Genomic DNA, 2,278 nt, shown 5'->3' on the forward strand with positions numbered 1-2,278 from the left:
CGCTGCCGGTGTTCTAGCCGCTGCAGCGCCTCACGGATGACGGCGCCGATGCCGCGCTCGTCGATATCGCGCATGGTGTAGATGCAGATCCCGCTGTCGCGCAGGCGCTGACGTTCTTCGCTGTCGATCGCGCGCACGCCGATCATGACTACGTCGTCGGCGGTGAGCTTGGCGCCGGGACGGCCGACGTTGACCAGTTCGGCATAGCCGTCACCGAGCAGCACCGAGAGGGTCATGCCGTGGATGTTTCCCGAGGGGGTCGTTTTGAGGGTGTTGAAATCGCCGTGGGCGTCGATCCAGAGGATCCCGGCCGGCTCTTGGTGGGTGACCCCGCCGATCGAGCCGATCGCCAAGCTGTGGTCGCCGCCGATGAATACCGGGATCTCCCCATCCGCGATCGCCTGAAGGCCGGCCTGGTAGGCGGCTTCACAGACCTTCTGGATGGCCGGGAGGTAGTGCAGCCGGCGCTGGTCGCCGAGGGTGTCGCGCACCGGCACCTCGAGATTGCCGATGTCGTTGACCCGGTAGCCGAGCTGCTGCAGGTGGGTTGCCAGCCCGGCGTAGCGCAGGGCGCCGGGGCCGAGGTCGACACCGCGGAGCGACTGGCCGAGGTCGATGGGGACGCCGATGATCCGGATCGTTTTTTTCATTGTCGACCTCCGCTATGCCCTGAGATTGTTCCAGAGGTTGACGGCGAAATCCTGCACGTTGGTGAGGATGCCGACCGCCTGCATCGAACCTCGATTGGCCAGCTTGTCGACGGAGAACTCGGTCATGTCGACGATATAGAAATAGACCGGGCGCACGCTGCCGTCCGGCATGATCCGGTAGCTGGGGACCATGTTGCCGAAGGCGATGGAATGCAGCTGGGTGGCCAGGGCGATGACCGTGGTGGCCCGGCGGGCGTGAACGCGCATGGCGTCCTGGGCCCGGTAGACATCGGCGACCACTTCGGGCAGCGGGCCGTCGTCGCGGATCGAGCCGGCCAGCACATAAGGAACCCGGCGTTTTTCGCAGGCGCAGATGATGCCGTCGCTCAGGCCGAGTTCCACGATGGCCTGCCTGATCGAGCCGCAGCGGCGCACCTCGTTGAGAATGTCGAGATGGTTGTAGTGGCCCAGGGGCTTGAGGTTTTGCGAATAGATGTCCTGGCCGAGGCCGGTGCGGAAGCGGGCGGCCTCAAGGTCGTGGGTGGCCAGCGCGTTGCCGGCCAGCAGGGCGTGGCAGTAGCCGCTTTCGATCAGTCCCTGCATGGCGGCGCGACTGTCTTTGTCGAAGGCCACCGCCGGTCCGAGCACCCAGGCGATGTAGCCGTGCTCACGGTCGTGGCGCAAGACCTGGTAGAGTTCGTCGTAGGATCGCGAGAAGGGGGTCTCGCGCGTCCCGCGGGTGCGGAAGGCGAACTTGTCGGCTCCGGCGGCTTCTGCTGCAGCGAACCCGTCGACATGCACGTAAATCCCCTCTTCGCCATTCTCGGTGCGGCCGACCACCACCGCTTCTCCCTGTTTGACACGCCGTGCTTCTTTTACCTCGATGGTGTCCCCCTTCAGCACCAGCACCGCGTCCATGCGGCTTTCCGGAGCCAGCACCCAGCGGCCGCCGCCCAGATGGAGATATTCGGGGTGATTGGAGGTGCCGTGGAAGTTGTGCGGAACCACGCCGCCGGCCGGGGCCGGTTCGGTTGCGGCGGGCGGCGCCCCGGCCAGTTCAGGCCGGGAAAAATCGGGCGGGGTGTAGGTCGGGATGGAGAAACTCATGGGGCCCCCTTCCGGTGCAGTAGCCTTGCTCTATGAAAAGGATATCAGAGAGTTGCGCCCGGCAAAAGTGCGTGGCCGTGTTTTGCCGACAGTTCAGAGCATCGCCCGGGCCATGATGGTCATGTACTCCTCGCGGAAGGCGGTTGTGCTCTTTTCCGTTGTGCCTTTGCTTTCGCTGCAGTTGCCGCTCTGGCAGTATTGCCCCCTGGTGACGTAATTGAGGACGATTTTGGGCAGGTCGTAATGGTGAATCGTTTTGTATTGCACGACCTTGCCGTTTTCGATGAAGAAGATCCGGTTGAGGTGGATGTCCTCATCGACCCCGCCCAGGTAATTCAGTGCGCGGTAGGTGTTGGGACCATAGGCGAGCGCCGGCAAGTGGTCGCTGACCAGGATAATCAGGCTTTTCGGGTCGAGCCGGGTCAGTCCCTTGACAAAGGCGGCGATCGCCTGGCTTCGGTAATAGTGCTGATTAACGGCCCGCTCCAGCTGGTCGTCGTAGAAATCACCCTGCAGTCTGA

At 63.8% G+C, this 2,278-nt stretch carries 3 protein-coding genes; all 3 read right to left on the reverse strand.

The genetic code is table 11. The features are described from left to right. A partial coding sequence (locus tag ABYV89_RS16090; RefSeq protein ID WP_432823950.1) for an arginase occupies window positions 1-650 on the reverse strand: 650 nt, incomplete at its 3' end. A 12-nt stretch (window positions 651-662) separates the two neighbouring features. Further along, entirely contained in the window at window positions 663-1,757 is a 1,095-nt protein-coding gene (locus ABYV89_RS16095) for a hypothetical protein (RefSeq protein WP_432823951.1), read from the reverse strand. A 93-nt stretch (window positions 1,758-1,850) separates the two neighbouring features. Beyond that, the coding region (locus ABYV89_RS16100; RefSeq protein ID WP_432823952.1) for a hypothetical protein at window positions 1,851-2,278 on the reverse strand (428 nt) is incomplete at its 5' end.

The organism is Trichloromonas sp. (assembly GCF_041583255.1).
Classification (GTDB): Bacteria; Desulfobacterota; Desulfuromonadia; order Desulfuromonadales; family Trichloromonadaceae; genus Trichloromonas.

Coding starts and splice junctions, on each gene's coding strand:
- ABYV89_RS16095 (WP_432823951.1), bottom strand. CDS start 1,757: ATGAGTTTCTCCATCCCGACCTACACCCCGCCCGATTTTTCCCGGCCT.